We start from the raw sequence: 26,890 nt of genomic DNA, 5'->3' as shown, positions 1-26,890 counted from the left end.
AACTGGAGTTGGCGTCGGTGTAACTGGAGTTGGCGTCGGTGTAACTGGAGTTGGCGTCGGTGTAACTGGCGTTGGCGTCGGTGTAACTGGCGTTGGCGTCGGTGTAACTGGCGTTGGCGTCGGTGCAACTGGAGTTGGCGTCGGTGTAACTGGAGTTGGCGTCGGTGTAACTGGAGTTGGCGTCGGTGTAACTGGCGTTGGCGTCGGTGTAACTGGCGTTGGCGTCGGTGTAACTGGAGTTGGCGTCGGTGTAACTGGAGTTGGCGTCGGTGCAGTGTCGTTATCAGTAATCGCCACTGTCACGCCCGGAATCGCGATCGCACTATACTTACTATCAGCACTCGCAGCCGTATGAGAAATACTGCCTGTATGATTTCCTTCAACAACCGCATCGTCGTTAGCGGTGACAGTGACAGTTTTGGCAACATTCCAGTTAGTGCTGTCAAAGGTAATTGTCCCGATCGCATTTATTTCACTTCCGGCATTAAAGTTAATGGTAACAGGAGCGATCGGCTCCGACGTTAACTTAAGCTCATAACTGCCATTCGCCCCGCCTTCTGTAGCAGTTGTGCTCGTAGGTGTAATGCTGACACCTGCTGTGTCGTTGTCGGTAATCGCTACATTGACATCCTGAATTGTTGTGCCGTTATACTTAGTGTCGGTACTGGTAACAGTGTGAGCTATCGTGCCGCTGTGCGTACCTTCGGCTTTGCTATCGTCGGTAGCGGTGACTGTGACCGTTTTGGTAACATTCCAATTCGTGCTGTCAAAGGTAACAGGCGCGATCGCATTTATTTCACTTCCGGCATTAAAGTTAATGGTAACAGGGGCCATCGGCTGCGATGTTAATTTGATGTCATAACTGCCCGCCGCGCCGCCTTCTGTAGCAGTTGTTGCTGTGGGAGTAATAGAAATACCAGCGGTATCATCGTCTTTATTGCTAAGGCTAACATCCGCTGCATCTAGCTTATAATTCGGATCGTCGCTAACAGCAAGCGCTGTGACAATTTTGTAGTCAATATTGCCGTCAACAATGCCATCGTTAACCCCTGTTACTGTTACTGGTTGTGCTGTATTCCAGTTAGCCGAAGTGAAAGTTATGCTAGCAGGGGAAACAGTTCCCTCCGCAACCTTATCACTGCTCAAACCGATAGTCACATCAGCAGTCGGCTGAGTATTCAAAACCACAGTAAAGTTAGCCTTGGTGCCATCTTCACCAGTAGTTAATCCCGCCGTCGGATTCACCGTAATTCCCGGAGTTTCATTGTCACTGTTGGTGACGGTGACATCTTCAGGATCGAGGTTATTGTAATTAACATCGGTACTCACAGCAGCAGCCGTGACAATTTTGTATGCTAGAGGGCCATCAGCTACTAAATCGTCAACACCACTCACTGTTATTGTTTGCGGTTGAGCGTAGTTAGCAGGAGTGAAAGTTAAGCTATTAGTTGAAACTGTTCCTTCGGCAACATTGGAACTGCTCAAACCGATGGTAACGTCAGCAGTGGGTTGAGAGTTGAGTTTGACTGTAAATTCTGCCTTGCCACCAACTTCACTTGTAGTTAATGCTGTTGGGTTAATAGTAAAGCCAGCTTTGTCATCATTAGTAATAGTTGTGGTAGCGGTAGCAGTGGTAATTGTCGGTGTTACGCCCGGGCCTGTGGGATTTGAAAGGGTGACGGCTATGGTTTCGTCGGGTTCACCTTGGGAGTCGCCTAATACATCCAGAGTAATAGTTTTGGATGTTTCATCGGGGGCAAAATTAATTGTGCCAGTAGCAGCAGTTGCGCCTGAAGTGCCGCCGATGTTGTTGTAATCGCTGACGTTTGTAGCTGTTCCGGCGATCGTATAATTGACGCTACTTGCCCCGCCTGTGTTGCCGCTGCGAGTGGCGGTGAAAGTCAGAGGTTTTGTGCCAGTGTTGCCTTCAGGAATGCTGGGAGTACCGGCGGCAATGGCATAAGAAACTGTACCGTTGGCTGCAATAGTTAATGTTGTTTGTTTGGTTGTACCGGCAATGCCTCCGGTGATTGTGCCAAAGTTGAAAATTCCGGTTTCGGCGTTTTCAGCTATGTTGTCAGGTTTGATAGTAACTGCAACATTCTGGGTGAGTGCCGCACCTGTTGTACCTGCGGGGAATGTAATCGAGGTAGGTGAAAAAGTGTAGTCTGAATTAGGGGTGGCTGTGCTACTGGGGTCGATGACAATTGGTACAGTTACATCGGCAAAGGGTGTGCCGCCGCTGATGGTGACAGGAACATTAACTACTGTATCTGTTGTTCCTTCTGTACCAGGGTAGGTTGCCGCACCAAAATTAACTGTATTTGGTGTATTCAGAAAAACAGAAACGTTATTTGAAGAAAAGTTTGTCACCGCTAAATCTGGCAAACCGTCCCCGTTCAAATCTTTCGCAGTAACAGCACTAAGAGTCAAACCCACATCTAAATCCACAGTCTGGGTAAATGTGCCGTTGCCATTTCCCAACAGAGTTGAAACCTTGCCATTTTGCAGGACAGCCAAGTCTTGCTTGGAGTCACCGTTGAGATCCGCAACGGTGACAGAAGAGGGACTCGAACCCACGGGAATTTCCGTAGTAGTAAAGCCCCCACTACCATTTCCCAGCAGAATAGAGATGCTTTGAGACTCGAAATTCGTCACAGCCAAGTCGGGAAAGGAGTCATTGTTAAACTTACCCACAGCCATAGAATATGGCCGCGACCCCACTGTAATATTATTGGCAGCGCCAAAACTCCCACTGCCATTCCCCAGCAGAATTGAAACGCTGTTAGAACTACTAGGTTGAGTGCTCGTCACAGCCAAGTCCTTTATGCCGTTGCCATCAAAGTCATCAACGGCTATAGATTCAGGTAATTTTACTACCAAAAAGTTTTGAGGAGGTGCAAAAGTGCCATCAATATTCTGCAATAGAATTGAGACGATACCATTAGTATTGGTGGAACCCGTGGCGCGATAACTAGCTAAAGCTAAGTCTGTCCGGCCGTCACCGTTAAAATCTTCCGCAGCAATGTATTGAGCGGAAATCAGCGAGTCGAAAGATAGATTGACGGGAACCCCCAAACCACTGCTACTCCCAAAAAATATTGATAGAGAACCACCGCCATTGTCTACAACCAAGTCGTCATAGATATCTGTATTAAATTTAGCGACAGCGAGGGCTTTTTTTCCCTGTGGCAACAGAGTAGAGGTGCCAAAGCTACCCGTGCCATTTCCTAACAGAATTGATGTGCCAGGGCCGCTGCCGCCGCTGTTGGAAACGTTACTGTTCGCCACAGCTAAGTCTTTTTTTCCGTCGGCGTTAAAATCACCGGCATCCACAAAGACAGGATCTGAACCTACGGGAAAATTAGTCGCAGTACCAAAACTATTCAAAACGTACTCGTAACCCGCTAACACTTCGGCTTCAAATACCAGCGGCGTTTCAATTTTCCCGGTTTTGACTTCCAGTTCCCAGTCGCCGCCCTTTGCTACACTTCCGGTGAGGTGTTGGGAAGCCGCAACCGACGCCCCGGTTAACTCACTCAGGCGTTTGACAAATGCTTTACCTGTCTCGCCTGCTGCTACACAGCACCCGTAGAGGAGGATATTAGGTCGATTTTTGCCCAGTGAGTCGGTTTGTGGCGAAAACCATTGCTGTAGAGAATCCCGATCGCACTCTATATCATCTAAACTCAAGCTACCGTCGCCCAATTGCAAGCTACCCGGAGCACCGTGAGAAACGATGTGAATGCTGTCAATATTGGTACGAAGAGCTAAAATTTGAGTAATTTGGTCGATCGCATCTTTATTCCCATCCACAACGACTACTTCCGTACCCGGTTTTACCCCAGCGACTAAACTTTGATAATTTTCAACTTGAGTGTCGATAAAGGCGATCGAACTTGGAGAAACTTGATTATTGAAATTTGGCATATTGCACCTACTAATAGCTAAAAAAAGACAATAATTCCCCTGTTTCGCGACTTGCGTCCGAAACACTTTCTGAATGTTGTAGTAACAATAACTGTTTTTTCTAAAAATCTATATAAAGTTTTCTTTATAAACAGTTTTTTAATTAAAGTTTTGATAAAGATGGGGAAATTTATTAAGTAATATTACGGATGAGCCAGCGCGAGGTGGATGAAGTAACACAAAAGCACTTTAATTGCAAGTGTAATGAGACTCAAATATTAAGATCGGGATTTTTGATAGATATCTGCGATGTAATTGAGCCGCTTTTTTCAAGCCCTGGAGGACTTTCGGGCAAGGATGGGGGCGGGTTTACGAGATAATTGCCTAATACCAATTATCTCGTAAACCCGCCCCTAAAACTTATTCTTGACCATCTTTACGGGCGATTCCCTACGAGATAGCTTCGCACGCGCGGACTTACTTCAAACTCGCATCTATCCGTGCTAAAATCCCCTCAGCTTCCCCACACAAAGCAGCGTGACAACAGCCGTTACTCGCCAACAATCCCCCCCACTGACTGACATCTCCCCGGTTATATTGCAAAGTAGAACCGTCAAAACGAGTAAATTGACCGCCCGCTTCAGTCAAAATTAATTCGGGCGCCGCTAAATCCCAATCTTTAGGCGCAGACTTTCCCGAAAGCGCAATATAAACATCAGCCTTTTGTTCTACAATTGTCGCAATTTTACAGCCTATACTACCGACAGCCAGTTGATTTTGACAAGGCAGTTTTTGTAACAATTGATTAAAGCGATCGCCCCGGTGACTGCGGCTGGTTACTATAGATAAATCTGCCACTATATTTCGCGCCGAAACTTGCAATTTGACCGCAGAAGCGTCCCGACTTTCCATAAAAGCGCCCGCCTCGCGGATTGCGTAATAAATCTTTTGCTGTTCGGGCCAAGCCACAACTGCTAATACCGGTCTTCCCTCGAACGCTAAAGCAATGTGAACGGCAAATTCCCCTGTCCTGTCAATAAAATCTCGCGTTCCATCCAAAGGGTCAATAATCCAAACCCAACTTTGAGGTAAGGGAATTTGACCGTTTTTTTCTAAATAAGATTTGTAAGTTTCTTCGCTGAGATAGCCAAATTCTGCATTCCCTAAAGCCGACTGCAATTCGTCGAGAATGTAAGAATTGACAGCGACATCGGCAGCGGTGATGGGGCCATCTTTTTTCTCCTGGATGTCGAGGTTAGGAGTGTGGCAATCCTGGCGATAATAGGATTGTAGGATATCTGATGCACTCCAGGCGATCGATCGGGCAATTTCGCTGATTTCTTCGAGAGTTTTCATGAATTTCTTTTTTGTGAACCGCAGATGAACGCCGATTAACGCAGATTTCTGTAGAGGCGGTACCCCTGTGTCCGCCCCGGGGAACCATACATTAGCAATTACCAATTAATATGAGGATATTTCCATTCATAATAATTGGGAAACACAAAATTAGTAAAAGAAACCGAAATACTAACCTCCAATGATTTTACATGATGCCACCAACCGACAGGAATAAAGATAGCTTCTCCCGGTTCCAAAATCACTTCAATAATTTTCGCATCTCTGTAAAGCGGGTATTTGTCATAATCGGGATTTTCTCCGTCCACCTTGCTGAAAACCCCGACGTGATTATAAAGCAGAGGTGTTTGTTGCGGAGAAATCAATTTAATTAGTTTGCGACCAGACACTTGAGCTAAAATTAAATTAACTGGGTCATGGTGCAGCGGTGTAATCGTGCCTTTCGGCCCAAACCAAAAGAAAACTCTGCCTTTTGTATCCGTTGGATTTAGGTATTCTGGGAAAATTTCAATGTCGTTAAATAGGGGTTTAAATTCCTCTCTTTCCAGAGTTTGGTTGTTAGCCACCATGTAGTAGTCGTTGCTAGGCCCACCTTTGACCACCATGTCTACATATTTGCGGAACAAAACAATTTTTTTGTGATTTTCTATCTTAATTTCGTAATTCGGGTCAGAGTTGCGGTTGGCTTGAATTTGTACCTCTGCATCGCCGTATTTTTGCTGCAAATACTCCGGCGTCCACAACTGCAACGCTTTCCAGTTGTGCATAATATTGGTAATAATTACTGGAGTATTTTTGGCGTAGTAATTTTCGAGAAAATACTCTCTAGAAAGGCTGCTTTTGCGTTCGATTGTGCCAAACTTGGAAGACAATGCAGCTAATTGATTGCTAATCCTGAGATGCGATTCTAATTTCTGCAATAACTGCACGTACTGACTACCTGCTTGAAAGTAGGGATGAGATGATATTTCCCTAACTTCTGCGGTGGCTGTTTCCGCATCTAGGCCGGTACTTATTAAGGCTTGAATGATTTCTGCGTCGGGTTGATTTAATAATTTGTTGGCCGCCACCCACTGTTTCATATTGTCGGGGACTTCTTGTTTGCTTGGGGTGAGTAGATTGGGCAAGTTTTGTGTCAGCCATTCTAGGTTAACTTGCTGTTGTTCTGTGAGGGTAATCCGCAAAGGGGGAAGGGTGATAGTTAGGGGTTGGGTGTCAGCCATGATTCGGGTATGTTGTTTTGGGAGTGTTTTGTGTGACTTTAACTTGTCTTACTAATATAGCAATTTGGTTAACGAACCGCGAAGGCGCAAAGGGCGCGAAGGAAGAGAAGAGAGAAGTTCACAAATTTTGTCGAGGTTGCTGTCAGGATTTTAACTTAATAGGTGTTGCTAGTTCAACTTTTCTAGCTGGGAGGGGTTTTCCCCGGATACTTTGATTAATTTTTAATTAAAATTAACCCTTATTCATCCAGGCGCGGGTTCCGAAGTTTTTGCAGGAATCGGAAGCGATTTTAGCTGCTGCAGTGAGAGTATCTGTAAAGTTGTTATTTTGCAAAATGTAGTGACAGAAAGCGCCGTGAAAGATGTCGCCTGCGCCTAAAGTGTCTGTGGCTTGAATTTGAGGTACTTGTATCGTGCCGTAACTGCCATTGCTGAGGTATAAAATTGATTTTTCGCCGCGCGTGATGGCAATATGGGAAATTCCGGCTGCTGACAGGTAAGCAAAGACTTGTTCTGAATTGTCGCAGTTGGGCGGATGAAAATTCTCGGAACATACAGCCCATTCAACGAAAGGCAATATTTCCTCTAATCCGGGTTTCCAACTGCCACCGTCGAGGACAATGGGAATGTTTTTCGAGTGGGCAAGTTGAGCAATTTCTTGGCTGGCTGCGATTTGATGTCCGTCAAGCAGTACCATACTAACTGATGTTAAAATATCCTGGTTAATTGTTTGACTGTCAACTTGCGATTTCGTAGCATTGATGGAAATTACCGATCGATCGCCCGTTGCTTCAGTTACAATAATCGAGGAAACTGGCGGCGAGTGCGATCGCCCAGGTTCCAAATCAATTATCCTGACATTATACTCCGCTAAGTCTGCACGAATTAATTGGGCGATCGCGTGAGTGCCCAAAGCCCCAGCCCATGCCGCCGCATTCCCCAAATAGCTAAAAGTGACCGCAGCATTGGCCGCCGGCCCGCCCGCAGCAATGGTACAATCAGAAGCAACAACTTTCTGATTTTCACCTGGAGGCTTCCCGGCTAAATAAATTAAATCTAACGTCGCCAATCCCAAAAACAATCCTGTTTTCATATCTTCTTAAATGTGTGGCATGGGCGTCCCGCCCGTGTCCCATCTGCGGTTAAAAATCCCAATCTAAAAATGCAAGCAAATCCCACCACAGGAACACTTTACATCGTAGGAACCCCGATCGGCAACCTCGAAGACATGACATTTCGCGCCATCCGAATCTTGCAAACAGTAGACTTCATCGCCGCCGAAGACACCCGCCATACAGGCAAACTTTTGCACCATTTCCAAATCAAAACTCCCCAAATCAGCTATCACGAACACAACCAACACCAGCGACTTCCCGAACTCATCGACAAACTGCATTTAGGCAAAGATATCGCCCTCGTCACCGATGCTGGAATGCCGGGAATTTCTGACCCCGGTTCCGAGTTAGTTAAAGCCTGCGCCGATGCTAATATTAACATTATTCCGATTCCCGGCCCGACCGCCTGCATTGTTGGCATAACTGCATCAGGATTACCCACTGAAAGATTTGTATTTGAAGGTTTCTTACCCGTTAAAGGCCAAGAACGCCAACAGAGTTTAGAAGCTTTGCAAATAGAATCTCGCACTATAATATTATACGAATCTCCCCACCGATTGCGGCAAACTTTACAAGATTTAGCAACTACTTTGGGCAGCGACAGACAGATTGTGCTGGCGAGAGAGTTAACTAAAATGCACGAAGAGTTTTGGCGTGGTAGTATAGAAAGTGCGATCGCACTTTACACCAATCGCGAACCCCAGGGAGAATTTACCCTCATAATTGCCGGCATCCAAACAGCAGCCCCAATATTTTCCGAAGACGCCATTAAAGCAGAATTGCAAACATTAATTGCCGAAGGCATAAGTCGTTCCCAAGCCAGTCGCCAGCTAGCGCAACAAACATCCCTCCCCCGGCGCCAAATATACCAACTCGCCCTCACAATTGGCGACAATGAATCATTAGAACAGCCCGTGGATGACTTGTGAATATCTCTCTTCTTCTCTGCGGCCTCTGCGGCCTCTGCGGTTAAATAAAAAAAGCTAGATACTCACACTCAGAATTATATGGTACGCGGAAACTACGATCGACAAAAGCCATATTTACGCAACCCCCACATCAACAAACCAATCGCCGAAATTTATGCAGACTTAGACGCCTTTACCTGGGAGATATTTGAAGACCAACCCCACCGCTTCGATACCGTCAGTTTCTACGTCTTGCTTCCCCCACTATTTTACGAAGGGCGTTTCATCAAAGGAATTTACTTCAGCGAAGCAGTCGAACTCATCAACAAACTATTTCCCCAACTTTCCTCAGTATTTTTCTCCTTCACCTATTCCCCCGGAATCTCCTACTCCTGGGCCCCCATAGCTGACGCCTACTCCAGTTTATACAAAAACCCGCAGCGAGATAAATGGTTTCGCGAAACTTATGTCGATCGCGCCCACAAACCAATCATACCACTGCAAGACACCGACTTCATCAACGAATACTTAATTTCCCCTCGCAACGTCCCCGCCAAAGACATAGACTTGCTAGCCGTCTCCCGAATTTCCGAAGAAAAAAATTTGCCAATCATAGCAAAAGCCTTAAAAGTTTACCGCCAAAAATATCCGCAAAAACCGATTAAATTAACAGTAGTCACCGGCCACGAATTTGATGCTAGCAACCTGAAAACTCTCGACCAGTACGCCTTAAAAGAATGGCAACAAGTCGAGGAAATTTTAACCAATCCCTCGGACTACATTAACTTAGTGCCAAGAGTAGACTACTACAGCGAAATCCCCACATATTATTCACGAGCCCAAGCATTCGTCCTCGGTTCCCTCCTCGAAGGAAAAAACAGGGGAATTACCGAAGCCATGAGTTGCAACGTACCAGTAATTTGTTTTGAAGAATTCAACCAATACGCCAGAGGAAACTCGCCTGTTTTCCCCGAAGGTGCGGGTCTTTACGCCAAATTTGACCCGGAATCTCTCGCAGATACTATATATACAGTATTGGAAAATCAAACAGAATTCAAACCGCGATATCAGTATTTAAAGCATTGCGGGCGCAAGAACTTTTTCAATACTTGTATAGACAGTTTTCCTTACTATCAGCACAACATTCCCGACTACAAACCGGGAGATGCTATTAACAATTTGTGGCTGGATTTAGCAGTTCAGCAAAATTATCAAGTTAGTTTGAATAGCTTTTTGTACGGAGGTTCTCCCTTGTCTCATATTCGCGGGACAAATGCGATTCAGCACAATCTCGGTCAGTTAACCAAGTTTCAATGACAGATAATTCGGAATGATGAAACCACAGAGGACACAGAGGAAGAGAAGAGAGAGATGAATAATTCTAATGTCAACGGGATTTGAGATTAGTCTTCATAGCGAGGACTTTCGCTAAAAGCCCCGTGGAATTCATTCCCTAGCGACTGGTAGATGGTCGGCTTAAGTTGACACCAATGCCCGATGCCCGATGCCCGATGCCCGATGCCCGATGCCCGATGCCCTATGTCCTATGCCCTATGTCCTATGCCCTATGACAATATCCTCAAAAATCTTACTTGCCAAAACTCTAGCCAAATTCACAGGAACAGCATTGCCGACCATTTTGTATCCATCACCAATATACTTGTACCTAAAAATAAAGTCATCCGGGAAAGTCTGAACTCTCGCACACTCTCGCACAGAAAGCCGACGGTAAGGCAAAGGCGAATTAGGGTCAAAAATGCGTTTGTCTTTGCCAACCAAAATCATTTTACTAGCTTGAGGATGGAGAGGTGCGTGTCTGCCGCTTGCCTGAATTGTAAAAGAAGGTTCTGACCAACTTCTAACTCGATTGCGCGACATATAAAGGCTGGAAAACCCCAAATCCGCACATTCGTGATTTGGGACAGAATCGTGATAATTATCTAATTTACCCTTAACTGACATTGGCGCGATCGCCTGCAAATCAAAAATCGCATCTTTCAGCGTCAAAACCTCAGTTCCCGGTTCGGGAAACTCAAAACCAAAACCCAGAGTTTCCCGATAGCCAACAACAATCACCCTTTGCCTATCTTGCGGAACACCAAAATTTCTAGCATTCAACAACTTGTACGAAACCCGATATCCGATGTCCTCAAACTGCGATAATATATAAGTGAAAGCATCCTTGTTTCTGGCAGCTAAGATACCGCTAACATTCTCAGCTAAAAAAAACAAAGGCTGCTTGTCCCGCACAATTCTGATATACTCCCAGAAAAGTTGACCCCGACTGTCATCAATCCCCCGTTTCGCCCCTGCTTCACTCCAACTTTGACAAGGAGGCCCGCCAATTATCCCAATACAGTTAGGAATTTCATCAGATTTGATTTTCCTGATATCTCTGCGATCTAAAATAGTTTCAGGATGATTGAAATTATACGTATCCCAAATAGACTTATCATATTCATTCGCCCAAACCGGATTAAACCCAGCCAAGCGAAAACCCAAATCCAACCCCCCACAACCCGAAAATAGAGAAATAATATTCATACCTATCGACATCTATCTCCTCTCTTCCTTCGCGCCTTTCGCGCCTTCGCGGTTCGTTAAAAAATCCAATAATCCTCAATGAATGCAGAATCCATCCTTCAATCTTACCAACATTTCGGCGTCCATCTCGGCTTAGAAAGAATTCACCAACTTCTCCAAAAACTAGACAACCCCCACCAACAAGTACCCATTATCCACATTGCCGGCACCAATGGCAAAGGTTCCGTTTGCGCTTATCTCTCTTCCGTACTAACAGAAGCAGGCTATCGAGTTGGACGCTACACATCCCCGCATTTAATCGATTGGACAGAAAGAATTTGCATCAACCAAAAACCGATTTCCCCAACAGAATTGCAACAGTGTCTAGAACGAGTTGTCGCCGCTACCGAAAATAACACCGAAACTCCCACTCAATTTGAAATAATCACCGCAGCAGCTTGGCTGTATTTCGCCGAACAAAAAACAGACATCGCAGTCATAGAAACTGGATTGGGCGGTAGATTAGACGCGACTAACGTTTGCGAAACACCTCTCGTTAGCGTCATCACTTCTATCAGTCTCGATCACTGGCAAATACTCGGCCCCACCGTGGCAGATATTGCTGGGGAAAAAGCGGGAATTCTTAAAGCAAAATGTCCGGCAGTTATCGGAGAATTGCCAGAATCAGCTAGAATAGTAGTAGAAAAACGCATTCAAGAATTAGACTGTCCGGCAACTTGGGTAAAACCAGCAATAGATTTAGGACAAGGATTCGCAGAATATCAGTTAAATCAAAATGCGGTTAAAATAAAATATAAATTGCCGCTGCTGGGAAAAATTCAACTAATGAATTCAGCAATTGCGATCGCAACTTTGCAAACTCTCCAAAACCAAGGATGGCAAATTTCTCCAACCGCCATCGAAAACGGTATCGCCAAAACCCAATGGCCCGGAAGACTCCAGCAGACAACTTGGAAAAACCGCAATATATTAATTGACGGCGCGCACAACCCCGCCGCCGCGATCGCCCTGCGTGAATATGTCGATCGCCTGAACAATCACCCGTCACCGATTAACTGGGTAATCGGCATTCTTGCGACTAAAGACTGCGATGATATTTTGAAAGCATTACTCAAAAAGGGCGATCGACTTTACCTAGTACCCGTACCCGATCAAAACTCATCATCACCCGCAGAATTAGCCACCCTCGCTCAAATTATCTGCCCCGAATTAACTTTCTGTCAAGCCTTCCCCGACTTAACAACAGCTTTAGACGCTGCTGTTACAGATGACAACCTAACAATCCTTTGCGGTTCGCTTTATCTCGTAGGCTATTTTCTACAACAACAACAATCCCAAGCTTAAACGCATCCTGCCTTAAGATGAATTCTTCGGGTAAACTGGCAAGAGGTGCTTCATAGACACTGGGTTTCTTGTCGTAACCTCATGTCCGTTAGCAACGAATAGGAGAATAGAATCCGCGTTGTGAAGAGGCGGTAATTTCATCATTCGATAATAACTTAAAAGCTTATATATGCTTATATATGGCGACACAAATTCCCATTATTTAATAATACGTCAAGTAGCATAAAAAAGCAAGAGGTAATCTAAAAGAAAATTAATGCCCCATGCCCAATGCCCAATTTTTGTTACAATACAAGTGAGTTTAGAAAAATTTAGAGATAGAAGTTTATGAGCAGCCTTATATCGGTGCAAACGCTAATTGAATATATAGAAGCTTTGCCAGCCCAAGAGCAAACTTTACTATTTGACGAGCTTTTCAGGCGAAACATAATCAAGCAGCGTCAGGAAAACATCGATTATTCTATAGTCAAGGTATCTGGTGACTCGGCGAGGTGGCAAGAAGCACTAGAAAAGTTCCTCCAGGAAAACACCAAGGATAGAGTAAACATGGTCAAATTTTTGGACGCGGTTCGCAAAGCAGACCCGCTTATCATGGCAGAAAGAGAAAAGTCGCGCCAGGAAAACACCAAGGAGACAGTCAAGACAAAAACACTCTTAACAGGTAACGCTACCTGCGACATTCGCGCAGCCGATCGCACTAACTTTGGGGGCGAGTTCGACAGCTCAACGGCTCACGTAATCATTAAAAACGAATCAGACAGAACAGTCAGTGCAGCGTTGCTGGGATGGCCCGAATGTAAAGCTTTTGGCGAGACGCGATCGCAAGCACTGCAAAATCTTCACGAATTAGTAAATGCCCAGCTAGCCGAAGCAGAAATCGTCTCTGTCAAACTTACTTCTAGTCGATCGAACAATCCTTGGGTGAGGTTAGCTGGTAAGTATGAAAACGATCCGTATTACGATGAGGTATTGGCACACATAGAAGAATATCGCCGCGAACTCGATGCAGAAACCGAAGCTTATTACAGTCAAATTGACGCTGCGGTTGAGACAGAATGAGCCTATACATACTTGATACGAATTGTTTCTCCGAGTTGCAAAAAAAACATCCAGTGATGGTGCAGCGGGTCGAGGTTAACGCAGAAAACCTTGCTGTAACTATCGTAACCGTAGAGGAAGCAATTCGCGGCTGGTTCGATTTTATCAGAAAGGCTTCGACATCTTCGCAAGCGGACAAATTAGTATGGGGTTACACCAGGTTATGGGATACATTAGATGATTTCAAAAATCTCAACATTCTGAAATTTGACCAGAATGCTTTCACTATTTACACTGAGTTCCGTCGTCAAAAAATACGCATCAGCACGCAAGATTTGCGGATTGCTGCTATTGTACTTGCTAATAATGCTATCCTCGTTACGCGCAACAAACAAGATTTTGAGAAAGTGCCTGGTTTAGTGCAGGAAGACTGGACTATTCAACCTTAAAAGCAAGAGGCGAGATCAAAAAAAATCCCGCCCCAGCTTCAATTAAAAACTACCTTTGATCCCAAGCCTTAGCCGCATCAGCAACAGCTTGATCTACCGACTTCTCATCCAACATTGCCGCCTGCAAATTGTCATAAATCGCCTTTTGCAGCTTCTTAACATCCTTGAGAGGCGGAATCAATAGCTCGGCGGAACTCAACCCAGAAGCACTAACAACGCGAGCTCGATCGGCTGCGGGAGCATCAGTCGCAACGTTTTTAAAATAATCGTCCTGCAAAGCTTCAACCGTAGAAGGCAAAACATTAGCAGCCTTAGCAAAAGCCAACTGATTTTGAGAATTAGTCACGTACAAAGCAAACTTGACAGCATCATCAGGGCGCTTGCTGTCGCGAGGCACAACCAAATTCATCACCGCCACAGTCTTCTTACCTGTTTCCCCCGTAATTTGAGGCGCAGCAGCCGAAACAGCACCAATACTCGGAGCATTCTCAGCAATCGCCTTCAAAAACTGAGGGCCGGAAGCCAACAAAGTAGTTTCCCCAGCTTGATAAAGCTCGATCGCCCTGCGATGTCCCTGCACCAAAACATCCTGTGGCAAAAGTCCGTTCTTGTACAAATCCACCCAATACTGAAAAACCGCTTTGCCCTTAGCAGTATTAAAAGCCGCCTTGCCTTTAGCGTCAACCAAAGGCACACCCATTTGCACGAAAGATTGCAAAACTTCCGCCGAATCTTCCGGCACAAAAGTCACAAAAAAAGCAAACTTACCAGTCTTCTCCTTCACCTGCTTCGCAACAGTTGCCAACTCGGCATAAGTAGCAGGAGGCTTAGCAATTCCCGCCTTCTTCAACAAGTCCGTATTGTAAATTGTCACCCCAGTCGTGAGATACCAAGGAATGCCAAAAGTCTTGCCGTCGAGTACACTAGCTTTCCAGATATTTGGGAGATAGAGCTCACGAACTTGCTGCGGAATCCGAGAATCCAAATCCAGCCAAGCATTGCGTCCCGCCAACAGCGAAGCAAAATCCGGATTTAGGTTCACCACATCCGGCGCAGTTTTCGCCGAAACAGCCCCCAAAATTTTGCTTTCCATAGCCGACCAAGGAACGTCCACCCAACGCACCTTCACCCCCGGATTTTCCGCTTCAAAACCGGCGATCGTCTTGTTGAAATACTCAGTAAACTGAGGTTGAAGCTGCATGGTCCAGAACTCGATTGCCTGCGTATTATTTGCCTGGGAATTAACAGCCGGCTTGCTGCAACTCACCACCGCCGCCAGCAGCAGCCCCACCAGCCCAAAAACAGCAAAAAGTTGCCAAGATTTACGTTTCATAGAATAAAATTTGAGAGTTATGGGAACCGTCAGACAAAAAAGCGCTCGCCCGAATCAAGCGCGATGAGTCAGTAACAGAGTTTTGTACCTGGGTTCAGGAGCGAGATAGTCTGTTTTTGTGCAGAATCGGCGGGTTTTTGGTCGATCGAGCTGGAATTTATTGACATTCTCCGCAGAATAGCTATTGTCAAGTAAATTGGATAGCATAAAATCGGAACTAGCGATCGCGCAACACAGACGGAGCTGCGTAGCTACGGCGGGATACCGAGATTACAGCACTCTGGTGGCAGTTGGAAACCAACCCTCCAACAAGCCTGCGCGCTGAATCAGGCTGGCCAACTACAAAAGAAAAAAATAGCAATTATCGGCGACCCAATCACATGGTTAACTTTTTCAAAGGTCTACTTTCCCAACGCCAGCCAGGAATCGGGCTCGAAATAGCCCCAGACCGCATCAACATCATTCAGCTCGAAAAGAAAGCTCAGGCATTAAAATTAGGCATCCTAGCCTCAATAGAAGTTCCAGAAGACTATATACAAGAAGGACAAATAGTCGATCCGCCGGGAATGGCAGAACTAATAAAAGCCGTCCTCGCCGAAAACAAAATCAAAGCCAAGCGAGTAGCCACAGCCATTCCCGGCCGCGAAGCTGTCATCCGCTTAATCCCTGTTCCCGCAGAACTCAACGAAGAAGAACTGCGGGATTACATGAACGCAGAAGCAGGACTGTACTTGCCGTTTCCCAGAGAAGACGCCGACGTAGACTATCAAAAAATAGGCCTATTTGTAGATGACGACGGAGTAGAAAAAGTGCAAGTCGTGTTAGTAGCAACCCGGAGAGAAGTTACCGATACATACATCGAAACCTTCAAAGAAGCCGGACTGATTATAGACGTACTAGAAGTAACCAGTTTTGCCCTAATCCGCACCCTCAAAGACCAACTGCAACAATTTTCCTCCCAAGAAGCCGCTGTTCTCACCGCCATAGAATTTGACAGCACCGAGTTAGCTATAGTAGTGGACGGCATACCTCAGTTCAACCGTACCATCCCGATCGGCACCTACCAAATCCAGACTGCCCTCAACCAAGCCATGAACCTGCCGCCAACCAGAGACACCAGCGAACTGCAAGGCATGACCCTGCCCGTCACAGATACAATGGGCGCATCGGGAGACGCCAATCCGGGAACAAATGCGATGATAAAAGTATTGGGAGAACTAGCAGACGAACTGCGCCGCTCAGTAGACTTTTACCTCAACCAGAGCGAAGAACTCGAAGTAGCGCAACTGCTGCTAGCAGGCCCTGGAGCTGCGATCGGCAAACTAGACGAATTTTTTATGCAAAGATTAAGCTTGCCCGCATCTCAAGTCGATCCCATCGAAACCCTAGGACTCGAAATCAGCCAAGAAATTACCCCAGAACAGCGAGCAGGTTTAGGAGTCGCCCTAGGTTTAGGACTAAGGGAGGTTATGTGACCTAACAGTTTTAGATGAGAGAAAAACCGATTTGAGAATTTTAGGTAAAAACCCCTTCCAAAAGAAGAAGGCAGAAAGCAGAAGGTAGAATATTACAGGTAGAAGGTAGAAGGTAAAAGGTAGAATATATCTGAGGTAGAAGCAGCCCCTTCCTTCAGTAGAAGGCAAAAAGTTGTTTCTTTCTTCCCTAAATAAATCCTTCACTTGTACCAGCAATCTTGGGCTCTGTCAAAAATCTAAAATTTCCCATTTAAATCTATAGCAACAGCCAAGACTGTGAGGACATTCTTAATTGCTCAAACATAAGCGGTAAATCACTTTTTCCTTCTTCCTTGTCTGTTTTACCTTCTACCTTGTGCCTTCTACCTTATGCTATAAAATCGAGTGAAGCCATGTACAGCCTAGATATTAATTTTCTCAACGACCGTCCGGACTACAAACCCGTTGCAACCAAAAGTCCAGCTAAAAAAAGTTCCGGTGGAGTCAAAGACCAACTGCCCATATATGGAGCGGTGCTGTTTGCCCTTGGCATCAACGCCGCAGTCATGGGAGCCTGGTGGTGGGCGACTAACGAAAATACCAACTTGGCCACACAACAAGCAGCCATCGACCAAGAACTGGCAACGTTAAATACTCAAGCCAACACCATCAAAGCCATCAACGCCGAAACCGACCAAGTTACCGCCGAATACAAAGCATTAGCCGGAGTATTCGACCAAATTAAACCTTGGTCGGCGATGCTGCAAGACCTGAGTGCCCGTACTCCGGCGGGAGTGCAAATTGGCAAAATCGAGCAAATCGACCCGAGTCCCTCCCCCGTTGCAGCAGCACCCCCACCCGCTGCAGCAACTCCCGCCGCCTCCCCAGGGGCGAGTCCGTCTCCAGCCAGCCCCGCCCCTGCTGCTGCTCCCGTCCCCGTCGTCCCGCAGCAGCCAGCAAAAGTACAAATTTCAGGAATAGCCAGTACCTTTGCTCAAGTTAACGACTTTATGCTGCTAATCCAGCGCTCTCCTTTCTTCCTTAACACCGATACCAAACTGATAGCGGCCACATTAAAAAACAACCCCGCACAATTACAAGTGCGAAACCAAAACGCAGCACCACCAGAACTTCCCAAACTGCGACCGGTGGTGGAATATAAAATTGAAACGACGCTCAGCCCGACGGGGGCCTCCGAGTTGCTCTCCGAACTGCGAAGCAAGCAAGCAGACGGGCTCGCAATACGGATAGAAACACTTCAAGAAAAAGGAGTGCTAGAACCACAAAAAGGAGAAGTGAAAAAACCATGACAGCAGAGTTTATTTCTAGCGGAAAAGCAGAAGAGACAGGGGCTCAGGAAATATTCGGCATTAAGCTGACACCCCAAGTCCAAGCAATCGGCATCGCGGTTCTCGGCCTCCTCATTGCCGGCGGCCTCGGCTACCAGTTCGTACTGCCCGAATTCCAAAAAAGCGGCGAATTCAAGCAGAAACTTAGCGAAAGCAAGCAAACGCAAGTGCAATTGCAAACTCAAATTCAAAAAAAGGCAGAAGCAGAAGCAAAGCAAGAAGAAGCAAAACAGCGCCGGGCCAACGTGACGGCAATGTTTGCCAGCGACGCCAGCGCCAACACGCTTTTGCTTGACATGACCCAACTCGTTAATAGAATCAACGCCGGCGTGCAAGGAGATGACCTCAAGGCTAAAATTACCAAATTTGAGCCCGATATGCCGCCAGCAGCAGCAACCGCCGCGCCGGGAGCTCCAGACCCTGATATTCTGGCCGATACCTCCTTCGGGCCGTCCCTGGCTGGCAAGCTCAGACGCAAAAAATTCAAGGTAGAGTTTGAAGGCACTTTTGCTCAAACCCGCAATTTTATGCGTAACTTGGAATTGATGCAGTCGCTATTGGTAGTTAGGAATTTGAAATCTGAATTGCTAGCATCAAATCAGCCAATTGAAGTTGACTTTTTGAAAGGGAAAATAGTTCCTGTGGAGCAGCCACCAACTAAAATTAAAACTGCTTTTGACTTGCACGCGCTGCTGCCGTTAAAGCAAGAAGAAAAACCGCCAACTCCGGCTCCGAGTCCTGGTGCTAAGTAGCGGTAGTTGGGCGGATAGATATTAGCTATTGTTCCCAAATGGCTCTTTCACAAGAAGTCAGAAGGCAGAAGTTTGAAAGGGGAAGATTGAAGGTAGAAGTCAAAAAAGTATGAAGGTCAGAAAAATATTTTTTAGATGGCAATCAAAAATTGGCTCTAAAATCTAATTTCTTCTAATACCAGTTTCAAAAAGTAATGGAACTGTATGGCAATCCTTGCAGGAGTCGTAATTTTTTTACCCTACCCCAACCCTCCCATTTGTAAGGGGGGGAGTAAGAAATCCACAAATGATGCGAGGATTGCTGTAGGATAGCTTCTAACCCTTATGTCATCTGTTATTCCCAATCGAAAATTAAAAATCGAAAAGGGCATAACTGCTTCCTTTAAAAAGGCTCGAAGCGAGAATATTTTAGTCAGTTTAGCAGCTAGCGACAAAAGACTGCGAACAACAAATAACAAAGTGTAGTGGAGGAGAGAACGTGAAACAGCATCTACGGTTAAGTGGAGGACTCTTATGCAGTGTTGCAGGAGTTCTGATCGCCCAAGCCCCTGTCTTGGCATTGCCGACTCAGGTCACAGGAGTGCAAGTAAGTCAAGGTAATAATGGCGTAAATATTGTTCTGGCGACAGAAAAGGGCGATCGCCCGCAAGTTTTCGCCATCAATAACGGCAATACTTACCAAGCCACAATTATTAACACCCAGCTCCGCTTGCCACAAGGCAACAGCTTCCGTCAAGATAACCCCGCTCCGGGAATTTCTTCAGTAGAAATCAGCCAGGTAGAGGCTAACAGCATCCGCGTTGTGGTAGCCGGCACCAACGGAGTTCCCAACGGACAAATTGTGCCGGGACAAGGCCAAAGCATCGTCCTTAGCGTTGCCGGACAGGGTGGCACAGCACAGTCTGCCCAAACTCCACCCCCGCCGCCTCCGGGACTGCCACTGAGCCAAACAGCTCCCCCCCCGGCTCCCCAAGTCCGCACCTCGCAAAACCCAGGCGTGCTGCTGCCAAATCCCGAAGTTACTGTTACCAGGAACGATCGCCCGCCCCTCCCCAGCGAAATACAATCCCAGACAAATCAGGCTGCGCCTTTCCAACCGCGGGCAGTTGCTCCGCCCTTGGGAGATATCGCAGTGTCTAACATCGCCCCCGGCGCGGGAAATATTGAACTGAGTTCGGGAGAACGCATCCCCCGCTTGGTATTGCGGGATGCCCCAGTCCGAGACGTTTTAGCTCTGCTGGCCCGCGCTGCAGGATTGAACATTGCTTTTACAGGTGGCGGGGCCCCTGCTCAGCCGGGCCAGCCCGCAGTGCCTGGTCAGCCGGGAGCCACCGGTTCAGATGAAGGGCCGAAGATTTCTTTGGACATCGAAAACGAGTCCGTGCAAGATGTCTTTAATTACGTGCTGCGCCTCAGCGGACTGCAAGCTAACCGCCAGGGGCGGACGATTTTTGTAGGGACTAGCTTGCCGATCGACTCACGCAATATTATCATTCGGACTCTGCGGCTCAATCAAGTTCGCTCTACGGATGCAGCTAACTTTTTGAGCGCTCAAGGGGCGGAAACTCAACTGCCGATTACTCGGGTGACGATTCAAAGCGTCGGCCAGGGAAATGCGGCGCGGGATGTGGAAATTAGGGAACCGGACATTAAGGCGATCGGCGCTAGGGAAGGCACCGGGCCGCTCTTGCTGAGGGGACTGTCGGTGCTGGCGGATTCTCGACTCAATTCCATCACTTTGGTGGGAGACCCGCGCAAAGTTGACATGGCTGTGGCTTTCTTGACACAGCTAGATTTGCGCCGCCGTCAAGTGGCTGTGAACGTCAAGGTGATCGATATCAACTTGTTGGGAAATAACGACACTAGGAGCAGTTTCTCTTTCGGAATTAATAACAATTTCTTTGTCAATGACAATGGGGCGGCAACTCTCAATTTTGGCGGCATCAATCCGCCCAATACAACGCAGCTCGATCAGAGCTTGACCGGTAGGCCGATCATCGGCAACCCTTTAGCAGAACTGGAGCCTTTCTATGATGCGAACGGCCGACGTATCGTGCCGTTTACAGGTCAAGGTCTCGAAGGCCCCGCCAAAGGTGTGTTCCTCCAGCCGACAGCCCCAGTTACTAATGACCCTACGCGAGTTGGAATTACGGATTACGAGCCTGGATCGAGGACAGGCTCAGGAATTGCAGAGTTCGCCCTGTTCCCGGCGTTCCAGTATCCGAGGAGGTTCCTGTCGGCTTTGCGGGCAACTATTCAGAGCCAGAATGCCAAAATCCTGACCGATCCGACTCTGGTGGTTCAAGAAGGAGAAACGGCGAATGTGAATATTACTGATGAAGTGATTACTAACATCACGTCCGACACCGAGACTACCGGAAATACAAGTACCACAACGGTGACGGCAGTCAAAGATAGGGCGGGTTTGCAGTTGGGGGTGGCGATTGATCGAATTGACGACAACGGTTTTGTCTCTCTGCGGGTGAACCCGATTATCAGGACACCCGGCACCACTCAAAACCTTTCGACTGGTCCGAGCACCAATACTATCACTCTGCTGGGCGAGCGTTCGTTGCAATCCGGGCTAATTCGCCTGCGGGACGGTCAGACTTTGATTGTTTCGGGGATTATCCGAGACGAAGAACGGACTACAGCGAACAAGATTCCGATTTTGGGAGATTTGCCGATTATCGGTTCGCTGTTCAGGAGAACCAATAAGACCAACCAGCGGGCGGAGTTGATTGTATTGCTGACTCCACAGATTTTGGATGATAGCGATCGATCGAACTTTGGCTACCAAAACAACATCAGTCCCGACGCCCGCCAACTGTTGCAGCGCAGTCAGCCCGTCCAGCCGAGACAGTAGGAACGAAGGAAAAATGCCTTGCTGTCAACTTTCCACGCTCTTTCCCCTGAGTCCGACAGTCCGACAGTCCGACAGGGGTTGAAACCCCTGCCTCAAAGCTAAAGTCCTCGCTTCAGAGGACTAAAGAACTGATTAGTCCTCTGAAGCGAGGACTATAAATCACTCTTTCAGTCGTCTTCAGACGACTTCAGCTATGAGACAGGGACTTCAGTCCCTGGCTGGCGGGTTTCGGGAGAATGAAACAGCCCTGGCCCACGGGGAAAAGAAAGAAGGAAGAAGGAAAAAACTTTTCCTTTAGCCCTTGACAAATTACATTTTATTCCTTCTATTTCTATTTTTTTTTCGATCATAAATCCACCGAGGCGAGAAATCTTGTCTCCAAGGTGGTATTTTTTTACCTAAATTTTGGGATTAATTACAAAAATTAGCAAGTTCCATATAAATTAAAGGTTCCACCGATCCATAACGGTCGGCAAGACTTTAGAATAATGCAGTGAAAATTAGATGCTGTGGGGTTTTCAGCAGTTAGAAACAAAAATTCCTTCTCTGACCAATTACCCTAGGGTAATTGGTATTCAGCAGGAGTTGTGATTCGCGGAAGCGGACGGGAGCAATCGGGAACCACCCAAACCTCCCAATCCACACCTCAATCCAGTTGATAACTCACAGCTAATAGTTGAACTAACTCTGTTTAACGTAATTTTGCAAATCGAGAAGGACTTCGCAATGAACAAAGGTGAATTGGTTGATGCAGTGGCGGAAAAGGCTAGCGTGACGAAAAAACAGGCAGATGCTGTTTTGAGTGCGGCCCTGGAAGCAATCATGGAAGCTGTCTCCGATGGCGACAAGGTGACGCTGGTCGGTTTTGGCTCGTTTGAGTCGCGGGAACGCAAGGCCCGTGAGGGTCGCAATCCCAAAACTGGAGACAAGATGGAAATCCCGGCAACCAGAGTTCCTGCATTTTCCGCAGGGAAGTTGTTTAAGGACAGAGTTGCACCGCCGAAAAACGCAGAATAGCTGGCGAACTGAGTCTTGATTAGACCTTTACACGGTGGGAATTTAGCTTGGGCAGCCGCACTGGCAGGCTGCCCTGCCTCTGCTATTGTCGATTTTTCTGCGAGTATCAGTCCTTTGGGCCCTCCTGAGTCGGCCTTGAATGCGATTCAAGCTCACTTGAGCAGTCTGACGGCTTACCCAGACCCGGATTATGGAGAGCTCAGGACTGCTTTGGGTGAGGCTTTGAATGTTGACCGGGATTGGATTTTGCCAGGGAATGGTTCGGCGGAATTGTTGACTTGGGCGGCTTGGGATTTGTCCAAGCTGGAGGCGACTTATTTGGTAACTCCGGCTTTTGGCGATTACTCGCGGGCTCTTTCGGCTTTCGGCGCGCAGGTGCTCAAATACCCTTTGGATCTTCAATCTTGCACCATTGTCAAGAACGGCCAAGATGCCCATTCCACAAGAGATGAATTTTGTGGAACAGGCATGATGCCTGTTCCTAAACAAGTAATTGAGCATGGTGCAACCTCTCAGTTGGATCTGAAATCGTCCGACGCGGAGGCTGGAAGCCGGTTAGTAACCGATGATTTGTCGGTTTCTAACCGTTCCCTTGTATCCCCTTCTTTTCGTATCCCAGTTCCTCTTGGTCTCGATGCCGCCTCTCGACGAGGTTTGCTACTGAACAACCCGCACAATCCTACGGGTTTGCTGTTTGCTAGGGAGGCGATTTTGCCTTATGTGAAGCAGTTAGGTATGGTGGTGGTGGATGAAGCCTTTATGGACTTTCTACCGCCTTCTGAGCAGGAAACTTTGATCGATGCTGTTGAGGAGTTTCCGAATTTGGTGATTTTACGATCGCTCACTAAATTCTATTCTCTGCCCGGACTGCGGTTGGGCTGCGCGATCGCCCATCCCGATATTCTGCGCCGGTGGCAGTTACTGCGCGATCCTTGGCCTGTGAATGCTTTGGCTGCTGCTGCTGCTGCTGCTGTGGTGCGAGATACTGTTTTTGAGCAGCAAACCTGGGATTGGCTGCCTGTGGCTCGCCGAGAGCTATTTGAGGGTTTGGCTAATTTGCCGGGTTTGCAGCCAATTGCCGGGGCGGCTAATTTCTTGTTGGTTGAGTCGTCGATGTCGGTTTCTTCGATTCAAAAAAGTCTGTTGGAACGACACCGGATTTTGATTCGGGATTGTTTGAGTTTTCCTGAGTTGGGCGATCAATTTTTTCGGGTGGCTGTGCGCTCAAGGGCGGACAATCTGCGGCTGATTGCTGGACTTAAAGAAGTCAGTAGTCATTAGTCATTAGTCATTAGTCATTAGTCAGTAGTCAGTTGTCCGTTGATAAACCGATTTTATTGGTCGTTTGAGCGCACCTACCCAAGAAACCCGGTTTCTCTGATAAATCTTGGGTTTTACAGCGAAGTATCTAGGCAGAAACCGGGTTTCTGACCCCGCGCGCCGATCGCCCTAAACTACTAACTAATGACTACTGACTAATGACTAATGACTACTGACAATCAAGCATCCAGGATACAAGCTCCCGGATTCATCCGTCCCGAAATAAAAAACCTGTATCAGATGAAACTTGCCCCCCGAATTTATCCGTGGTCAATGCTTCAATTCTAAAATCTAAAATCTAAAATCTAAAATCTAAAATCTAAAATTGATTGACTTCTTTATTTATGCTTGACTATGATTTAGTGATTATTGGTGGAACTCCGGCCGGACGTTATGCTGCTTTGACTGCAACTAATTTCCCGGCCCGCGTTGCTTTGGTGGAACCGCTCAGTAATTCCCAAGATTTGCCGACTGGGGGGAAAGAGTCGATCGACCTTGGTTGGAGATACAGCCAAACTTTGAGGGAGGCTGCTCGTTTTGCTCAGCAGATCAGCCGCCAGCAGTTGGGGGTGCGCTGGGAAGTCGCCAATTCCTCCATGCCGATCAAATTGGGGTTTGACGGGGTTCTCAAGTGGGCCGAGGGTGTTGTTTCTAATTTGTCAGAAATTGATTCTCTCGGCCTTTTGGCTGCTCGCGGGGTGGATGTTATTTTTGGCAACGGCGAGTTTGTTGCGAAACCGGATTTGGCTTTTGTTGTCGGCGGGCGAAAATTGCGATCGCTCTGTTATTTGCTAGCTTGTCCAACTCTGCCGGCGATTCCCAATATTGAAGGACTTTCGTCTGCTGGCTTTTTTACTTCGGAAACTGTTGGGGAATTAGCAAAACTTCCCCAGTTGCCTAAAAGTTTGGCTGTAATCGGCGCAGATCCCAGCGGTGTCGAAGTGGCTCAAACTTTTGCTCGCTTGGGGGTTGCTGTCACTTTGGTGGTGAAAAGTTCGCACATTTTGGCTAAAGAAGACCGGGAGGCTGCTGGTTTGGTGCAAGCTGGAATGGAAGCTGAGGGAGTGCGGATTCTGACTGCTACTGAGGTGACTCAAGCGAGGGTGATTGATGGTAAAAAGTGGATTCAAGCTGGGCCAAGGGCGATCGAAGCTGAGGAGATTTTTCTGGCCGCCGGTAGAGGACACAATTTTTCTTCGTTAAATCTCGAAGCGGCTAAGGTTAAATTCAGTGATCGGGGCGTGATTTTAAATGAAAAGCTGCAAACAACTAATCACCGCATTTACGCGATCGGCGATGTTGCTGGGGGTTATCCGTTCCCTCACATCGCTAATTACGAAGCTGCCGTTGCTGTGAAAAATGCTTTGTTTTTGCCAATGTTTCAAATAGATTATCGCGGGATTCCTTGGGCGATTTTTTCTGACCCGCAGTTGGCGAGGGTTGGCTTGACTGAAGCGCAAGCAAGACGCCGTTTTGGAGACGATCTGATTGTTTGTCGGGAATATTTCAAGAATGTTGAAAGAGCTCAAATGTCGGGGGATACCACTGGTTTTTGTAAGATTGTCGGGCGTCGCAATGGTGAGATGTTGGGAGCGAGTATTGTCGGGCCGCAAGCTGCTGAGTTGATTCACGCGATCGCTTTGGCGGTGCGTCACGGGATGAAGGTTGAGGCGATCGCCCAACTTCCTTATATTTGGTCGAGTTTTTCGGCAATTAACGGTCAAACTGCTGCTGTTTGGGAGTCGCAGCGCTTGGGCAGCAATACTTTTTCGCGCAATTTATGGGAGAATTTGTTTCACTGGCGCAGGTATTGGAATAAGTAAAGAAATCAACTGTTTGTAGTAGGATTTTTTTTAATTTCTATGATGAGCGCAAAGTTAAAAAGTAACTTGCTAATCACATTGCTCCTCATTAAAATTGTATGTAAATAAATAATATCAATTCCGGTAACACTCATACATGATGGGGAGTGCGGAGTGGGTAGCCGTCAGTGGGAGAATGTGGAATTGTGCGACCTTGACTTGATCATTCCCATCCAACTGGAAACGATATCAGACGCTCAGAAACCGGGTTTTTAGCTCACCGAAATGAAAACCGCGATCGGAAAGCGTCGGGGCGATCATCCGTTGGCGTAGGGATATACAGCACTTTCCAGGTAAGTGAAGTACAGAGAAACCAGGTTTCTTGAATAAAACCGATTTCTGGCGAGAAATCCAGAAGAAACCGGGTTTCTGGGGTGTACTTCATAAACCTGGAATCCGCTGTAAGTAAAAAAACTTGTAAAAAAACTTAGCCGACTGCCTCAATTGCCCGATTCCGCGAGGATCGCTGACTAACCCTAATCTGCGGTTGCAGTGGCTGATTGACTTGGGCTAGTTTCATTGTCCGCTTCTGAACTTTGGCATTTAATGCCTGATTCACTTCTGAGAGGGGGCAACTTGTTGTGGCATCTGGGCAAATAATTCAGCTTGCGATCGGGCGACTCCCAAGAGTTCCGCAATCTGGCGCAGAAACTCGATTTCCTCGGCTTCCGGCTTTAAATCCAGAGCCTCCTGAATTGTACTCATGACATTAAATTATGATCTAAACTAGATATTAGATGCTTGAAGGCGATTGCCTTCAAGCATCGATTTCAAAAACACTCTTAAGTACCTGATTAGCGTCTTAAGTTCCTCTGCCATGAACTGCGATCGTTCAATCAGCCTTAGCCAATCCATTTTCTACTTAGTCTCAACTCAAGTATTAACAGCTCTTACATAAAATATTAAGTCGGGTTTTTAAAATCCCTCTTTGATAATTTGAACTCCCCAATATGTTAAGAAAAATGTAATTAATGAATAGCAAGGCAGATAGAGGGACAATAGTAAATATCAACTATAAGAAGCTTCAGCCTTGACAGAAGCAGTAGGAATA

The 26,890-nt window shown here is 46.9% G+C and carries 20 protein-coding genes; 12 read left to right on the top strand and 8 right to left on the bottom strand.

The genetic code is table 11. From position 1 onward, the window contains the following. The 4 genes from QT979_RS17715 to QT979_RS17700 all read right to left on the bottom strand — a co-directional run. Positions 1-3,930: DUF4347 domain-containing protein (locus tag QT979_RS17715; protein ID WP_333311256.1), on the bottom strand; the 3,930-nt coding region annotated here is incomplete at its 3' end. A 456-nt stretch (positions 3,931-4,386) separates the two neighbouring features. Next, complete coding sequence (locus QT979_RS17710) at positions 4,387-5,265, bottom strand: inositol monophosphatase family protein (RefSeq protein WP_333311255.1); 879 nt, start codon at positions 5,263-5,265, stop codon at positions 4,387-4,389. A 98-nt stretch (positions 5,266-5,363) separates the two neighbouring features. Beyond that, entirely contained in the window at positions 5,364-6,488 is a 1,125-nt protein-coding gene (locus QT979_RS17705) for a cupin-like domain-containing protein (RefSeq protein ID WP_333214619.1), read from the bottom strand. Positions 6,489-6,720: 232 nt separating this feature from the next. Then, positions 6,721-7,581 carry a sugar kinase gene (locus QT979_RS17700; RefSeq protein WP_333311254.1) on the bottom strand — a complete coding sequence of 287 codons (861 nt, stop codon included), beginning with the start codon at positions 7,579-7,581 and terminating at the stop codon, positions 6,721-6,723. A 69-nt stretch (positions 7,582-7,650) separates the two neighbouring features. On the opposite strand from QT979_RS17700, the gene rsmI reads away from it, so the two are divergent. After that, entirely contained in the window at positions 7,651-8,532 is an 882-nt protein-coding gene (rsmI, locus tag QT979_RS17695; RefSeq protein WP_333311253.1) for a 16S rRNA (cytidine(1402)-2'-O)-methyltransferase, read from the top strand. A gap of 78 nt (positions 8,533-8,610) precedes the next feature. After that, on the top strand, positions 8,611-9,828 hold the full coding sequence (locus tag QT979_RS17690; RefSeq protein WP_333311252.1) for a glycosyltransferase: 1,218 nt from the start codon (positions 8,611-8,613) through the stop codon (positions 9,826-9,828). Between the two features lie 234 nt (positions 9,829-10,062). Here QT979_RS17690 and QT979_RS17685 read toward each other — a convergent pair whose 3' ends face one another. After that, positions 10,063-11,055 (bottom strand): DNA cytosine methyltransferase, encoded by a 993-nt coding sequence (locus tag QT979_RS17685; protein WP_333311251.1) that lies wholly within the window; start codon positions 11,053-11,055, stop codon positions 10,063-10,065. Between the two features lie 78 nt (positions 11,056-11,133). Here QT979_RS17685 and QT979_RS17680 point away from each other — a divergent pair, with 78 nt between their 5' ends. The 3 genes from QT979_RS17680 (at position 11,134) to QT979_RS17670 (ending at position 13,886) form a co-directional block, all read left to right on the top strand. Further along, a complete protein-coding gene (locus tag QT979_RS17680) occupies positions 11,134-12,399 on the top strand; it encodes a folylpolyglutamate synthase/dihydrofolate synthase family protein (RefSeq protein ID WP_333311250.1) in 1,266 nt (421 codons plus the stop codon). Positions 12,400-12,726: 327 nt separating this feature from the next. Beyond that, positions 12,727-13,458 (top strand): hypothetical protein, encoded by a 732-nt coding sequence (locus tag QT979_RS17675; RefSeq protein WP_333311249.1) that lies wholly within the window; start codon positions 12,727-12,729, stop codon positions 13,456-13,458. Next, complete coding sequence (locus QT979_RS17670) at positions 13,455-13,886, top strand: type II toxin-antitoxin system VapC family toxin (RefSeq protein WP_333311248.1); 432 nt, start codon at positions 13,455-13,457, stop codon at positions 13,884-13,886. The genes QT979_RS17675 and QT979_RS17670 overlap by 4 nt, the downstream gene beginning before the upstream one ends. Positions 13,887-13,935: 49 nt before the next feature. Here QT979_RS17670 and QT979_RS17665 read toward each other — a convergent pair whose 3' ends face one another. After that, positions 13,936-15,219, bottom strand: coding sequence for a sugar ABC transporter substrate-binding protein (locus QT979_RS17665; RefSeq protein ID WP_333311247.1), 1,284 nt, complete (start codon positions 15,217-15,219; stop codon positions 13,936-13,938). 380 nt (positions 15,220-15,599) lie between these two features. Between QT979_RS17665 and pilM the strand changes: the two genes are divergently transcribed. The 7 genes from pilM to QT979_RS17630 all read left to right on the top strand — a co-directional run bounded on the left by pilM (position 15,600) and on the right by QT979_RS17630 (position 25,800). Continuing rightward, positions 15,600-16,694, top strand: coding sequence for a type IV pilus assembly protein PilM (gene pilM, locus QT979_RS17660; RefSeq protein ID WP_333214636.1), 1,095 nt, complete (start codon positions 15,600-15,602; stop codon positions 16,692-16,694). A gap of 392 nt (positions 16,695-17,086) precedes the next feature. Beyond that, positions 17,087-17,983, top strand: a complete 897-nt coding sequence (locus tag QT979_RS17655) for a PilN domain-containing protein (RefSeq protein WP_333311246.1) — start codon at positions 17,087-17,089, stop codon at positions 17,981-17,983. After that, positions 17,980-18,774: a pilus assembly protein PilO gene (locus QT979_RS17650; RefSeq protein ID WP_333311245.1), complete on the top strand. Its 795-nt coding sequence runs from the start codon at positions 17,980-17,982 to the stop codon at positions 18,772-18,774. The genes QT979_RS17655 and QT979_RS17650 overlap by 4 nt, the downstream gene beginning before the upstream one ends. A gap of 478 nt (positions 18,775-19,252) precedes the next feature. Then, a complete protein-coding gene (locus QT979_RS17645) occupies positions 19,253-21,640 on the top strand; it encodes an AMIN domain-containing protein (RefSeq protein WP_333311244.1) in 2,388 nt (795 codons plus the stop codon). A gap of 726 nt (positions 21,641-22,366) precedes the next feature. Beyond that, complete coding sequence (locus QT979_RS17640; RefSeq protein WP_006634837.1) at positions 22,367-22,657, top strand: HU family DNA-binding protein; 291 nt, start codon at positions 22,367-22,369, stop codon at positions 22,655-22,657. A gap of 15 nt (positions 22,658-22,672) precedes the next feature. Further along, positions 22,673-23,938, top strand: a complete 1,266-nt coding sequence (locus QT979_RS17635; protein WP_333311243.1) for a threonine-phosphate decarboxylase — start codon at positions 22,673-22,675, stop codon at positions 23,936-23,938. 383 nt (positions 23,939-24,321) lie between these two features. Further along, on the top strand, positions 24,322-25,800 hold the full coding sequence (locus QT979_RS17630; protein ID WP_333311242.1) for an NAD(P)/FAD-dependent oxidoreductase: 1,479 nt from the start codon (positions 24,322-24,324) through the stop codon (positions 25,798-25,800). Positions 25,801-26,056: 256 nt separating this feature from the next. Here the strand turns inward: QT979_RS17630 and QT979_RS17625 are convergent, their stop codons facing one another. Together QT979_RS17625 and QT979_RS17620 are read right to left on the bottom strand one after the other, a co-directional pair. Then, positions 26,057-26,224 carry a hypothetical protein gene (locus tag QT979_RS17625; protein ID WP_333311241.1) on the bottom strand — a complete coding sequence of 56 codons (168 nt, stop codon included), beginning with the start codon at positions 26,222-26,224 and terminating at the stop codon, positions 26,057-26,059. Between the two features lie 170 nt (positions 26,225-26,394). Continuing rightward, positions 26,395-26,544 (bottom strand): hypothetical protein, encoded by a 150-nt coding sequence (locus QT979_RS17620; RefSeq protein WP_333311240.1) that lies wholly within the window; start codon positions 26,542-26,544, stop codon positions 26,395-26,397. Positions 26,545-26,890: the final 346 nt, after the last annotated feature.

The sequence above is a fragment of the Microcoleus sp. w2-18bC1 genome (genome assembly GCF_036700365.1).
Lineage (GTDB): Bacteria > Cyanobacteriota > Cyanobacteriia > Cyanobacteriales > Microcoleaceae > Microcoleus.
This window is presented reverse-complemented; position numbering and strand designations above follow the sequence as displayed.

Excerpts from the sequence above, each read along its gene's own strand:
- QT979_RS17710 (WP_333311255.1), bottom strand. The coding sequence starts at position 5,265 with ATGAAAACTCTCGAAGAAATCAGCGAAATTGCCCGATCGATCGCCTGG.
- QT979_RS17705 (WP_333214619.1), bottom strand. The coding sequence starts at position 6,488 with ATGGCTGACACCCAACCCCTAACTATCACCCTTCCCCCTTTGCGGATT.
- QT979_RS17700 (WP_333311254.1), bottom strand. The coding sequence starts at position 7,581 with ATGAAAACAGGATTGTTTTTGGGATTGGCGACGTTAGATTTAATTTAT.
- rsmI (WP_333311253.1), top strand. The coding sequence starts at position 7,651 with ATGCAAGCAAATCCCACCACAGGAACACTTTACATCGTAGGAACCCCG.
- QT979_RS17690 (WP_333311252.1), top strand. The coding sequence starts at position 8,611 with ATGGTACGCGGAAACTACGATCGACAAAAGCCATATTTACGCAACCCC.
- QT979_RS17685 (WP_333311251.1), bottom strand. The coding sequence starts at position 11,055 with ATGAATATTATTTCTCTATTTTCGGGTTGTGGGGGGTTGGATTTGGGT.
- QT979_RS17680 (WP_333311250.1), top strand. The coding sequence starts at position 11,134 with ATGAATGCAGAATCCATCCTTCAATCTTACCAACATTTCGGCGTCCAT.
- QT979_RS17675 (WP_333311249.1), top strand. The coding sequence starts at position 12,727 with ATGAGCAGCCTTATATCGGTGCAAACGCTAATTGAATATATAGAAGCT.
- QT979_RS17670 (WP_333311248.1), top strand. The coding sequence starts at position 13,455 with ATGAGCCTATACATACTTGATACGAATTGTTTCTCCGAGTTGCAAAAA.
- QT979_RS17665 (WP_333311247.1), bottom strand. The coding sequence starts at position 15,219 with ATGAAACGTAAATCTTGGCAACTTTTTGCTGTTTTTGGGCTGGTGGGG.
- pilM (WP_333214636.1), top strand. The coding sequence starts at position 15,600 with ATGGTTAACTTTTTCAAAGGTCTACTTTCCCAACGCCAGCCAGGAATC.
- QT979_RS17655 (WP_333311246.1), top strand. The coding sequence starts at position 17,087 with ATGTACAGCCTAGATATTAATTTTCTCAACGACCGTCCGGACTACAAA.
- QT979_RS17650 (WP_333311245.1), top strand. The coding sequence starts at position 17,980 with ATGACAGCAGAGTTTATTTCTAGCGGAAAAGCAGAAGAGACAGGGGCT.
- QT979_RS17640 (WP_006634837.1), top strand. The coding sequence starts at position 22,367 with ATGAACAAAGGTGAATTGGTTGATGCAGTGGCGGAAAAGGCTAGCGTG.
- QT979_RS17630 (WP_333311242.1), top strand. The coding sequence starts at position 24,322 with ATGCTTGACTATGATTTAGTGATTATTGGTGGAACTCCGGCCGGACGT.
- QT979_RS17625 (WP_333311241.1), bottom strand. The coding sequence starts at position 26,224 with ATGAAGTACACCCCAGAAACCCGGTTTCTTCTGGATTTCTCGCCAGAA.
- QT979_RS17620 (WP_333311240.1), bottom strand. The coding sequence starts at position 26,544 with ATGAGTACAATTCAGGAGGCTCTGGATTTAAAGCCGGAAGCCGAGGAA.